The organism is Mesorhizobium sp. P2_E7 (genome assembly GCF_056403855.1).
Genome location: NZ_JBFUER010000015.1, coordinates 1 through 2,500, shown reverse-complemented (window position 1 = coordinate 2,500; position 2,500 = coordinate 1). Strand labels below are relative to the sequence as shown.

Here is a 2,500-nt window from a genome sequence, read left to right as displayed (position 1 = left end):
GGTCCTCACCGGATTACCAAACCTAACCAAACTCCGAATACCTGGGAGTACTAGTCGGCAGACACACGGCGGGTGCTAACGTCCGTCGTGAAAAGGGAAACAACCCTGACCTACAGCTAAGGTCCCCAAGTTATGGCTAAGTGGGAAAGGATGTGAGGATCCCAAAACAACCAGGATGTTGGCTTAGAAGCAGCCATCATTTAAAGAAAGCGTAACAGCTCACTGGTCTAAATAAGGGTCTTTGCGCCGAAAATGTAACGGGGCTAAAGCCATACACCGAAGCTTAGGGTTTGGTCCGCAAGGGCCAAGCGGTAGCGGAGCGTTCTGTAAGCTGATGAAGCCATACCCGTGAGGGGTGGTGGAGGTATCAGAAGTGCGAATGCTGACATGAGTAACGTAAGGGGAGTGAGAGACTCCCCCGCCGAAAGACCAAGGGTTCCTGCTTAAAGCTAATCTGAGCAGGGTTAGCCGGCCCCTAAGACGAGGCGGAAACGCGTAGTCGATGGGAACCACGTTAATATTCGTGGGCTTGGAGGTAGTGACGGATCGCACAAGTTGTCCAATCTTATCGGATTGAACGGGCAGCGGAGCGGTTCCAGGAAATAGCTCCTCCTTATAAACCGTACCCGAAACCGACACTGGTGGTCAGGTAGAGTATACCAAGGCGCTTGAGAGAACTATGCTGAAGGAACTCGGCAAATTGCACGCGTAACTTCGGAAGAAGCGTGACCCTTTTCTACGCAAGTAGAGGAGGGTGGCACAGACCAGGGGGTAGCGACTGTTTATCAAAAACACAGGGCTCTGCGAAGTCGCAAGACGACGTATAGGGTCTGACGCCTGCCCGGTGCTGGAAGGTTAAGAGGAGGGGTGCAAGCTCTGAATCGAAGCCCCAGTAAACGGCGGCCGTAACTATAACGGTCCTAAGGTAGCGAAATTCCTTGTCGGGTAAGTTCCGACCTGCACGAATGGCGTAACGACTTCCCCGCTGTCTCCAGCATAGACTCAGTGAAATTGAATTCCCCGTGAAGATGCGGGGTTCCTGCGGTTAGACGGAAAGACCCCGTGCACCTTTACTATAGCTTTACATTGGCATTCGTAGTGGCATGTGTAGGATAGGTGGTAGGCTTTGAAACCTGGGCGCCAGCTCAGGTGGAGCCACCCTTGAAATACCACCCTTATTACTATGGATGTCTAACCGCGGCCCGTTATCCGGGTCCGGGACAATGTATGGTGGGTAGTTTGACTGGGGCGGTCGCCTCCTAAAGAGTAACGGAGGCGCGCGATGGTGGGCTCAGAACGGTCGGAAATCGTTCGCTGAGTGCAATGGCATAAGCCTGCCTGACTGCGAGACTGACAAGTCGAGCAGAGACGAAAGTCGGTCATAGTGATCCGGTGGTCCCGCGTGGAAGGGCCATCGCTCAACGGATAAAAGGTACGCCGGGGATAACAGGCTGATGACCCCCAAGAGTCCATATCGACGGGGTTGTTTGGCACCTCGATGTCGACTCATCGCATCCTGGGGCTGGAGCAGGTCCCAAGGGTATGGCTGTTCGCCATTTAAAGCGGTACGTGAGTTGGGTTCAGAACGTCGTGAGACAGTTCGGTCCCTATCTGCCGTGGGTGTAGGAATATTGAAAGGATCTGTCCCTAGTACGAGAGGACCGGGATGGACGGATCTCTGGTGGACCTGTTGTGGCGCCAGCCGCATAGCAGGGTAGCTATATCCGGACGGGATAACCGCTGAAGGCATCTAAGCGGGAAACCCACCTTAAAACGAGTATTCCCTGAGAACCGTGGAAGACGACCACGTTGATAGGCCGGGTGTGGAAGAGCGGCAACGCTTGAAGCTTACCGGTACTAATAGTTCGATCGGCTTGATCGTTCTCATTCCTTATGCCCATCTCGGCGCAATCCGAAGGATTGTCGCCAATCAGATGGATGGCACAGCAAAGACCAGCGAACAGCTCTGACAGAGCCCCAGGCATTACGCCTGATGCAATGTCGTGGCCAATCGCTCAAAAGCTTCTCGAATAACGTGCGTTTTGCCGACCTGGTGGTTATGGCGGAGCGGCTGCACCCGATCCCATTCCGAACTCGGCCGTGAAACGCTCCAGCGCTGATGGTACTTCGTCTCAAGACGCGGGAGAGTAGGTCGCTGCCAGGTCTGCCAAACGCACGTTGCTTACATCCAGAAATTGGATGAAGCGAAATCACATCCAATCGGATGCGAAATCTTCTCTGCACGAAAAGGCCCGCCAAGGGACGTCGGGCCGCGCAAGCGGCCCTTTCATTTGGTGAGCCATCTATCTATCTATAGGCCATCCTGTCTAAAGGCACCGGCCGACACACAAGTTGACGCGGGGTGGAGCAGCCCGGTAGCTCGTCAGGCTCATAACCTGAAGGTCACAGGTTCAAATCCTGTCCCCGCAACCAAATCAAAAAAGGCCCGCCACAAGCGGGCCTTTTTGTATCTGGAGGTCGGCCGGCGATCTTAACCACC

At 54.4% G+C, this 2,500-nt stretch carries 1 tRNA gene and 2 rRNA genes (1 of these 3 cut by a window edge); all 3 read left to right on the top strand.

Annotation, left to right across the window (positions count from 1 at the left end):
- Positions 1-1,882: ribosomal RNA gene (locus AC1DYC_RS31045) — 23S ribosomal RNA — on the top strand; it begins 920 nt to the left of the window's first position.
- A gap of 167 nt (positions 1,883-2,049) precedes the next feature.
- Positions 2,050-2,164, top strand: a 5S ribosomal RNA gene (rrf, locus tag AC1DYC_RS31040).
- Positions 2,165-2,356: 192 nt separating this feature from the next.
- Positions 2,357-2,433 (top strand) — tRNA-Met (locus tag AC1DYC_RS31035).
- Positions 2,434-2,500: the final 67 nt, after the last annotated feature.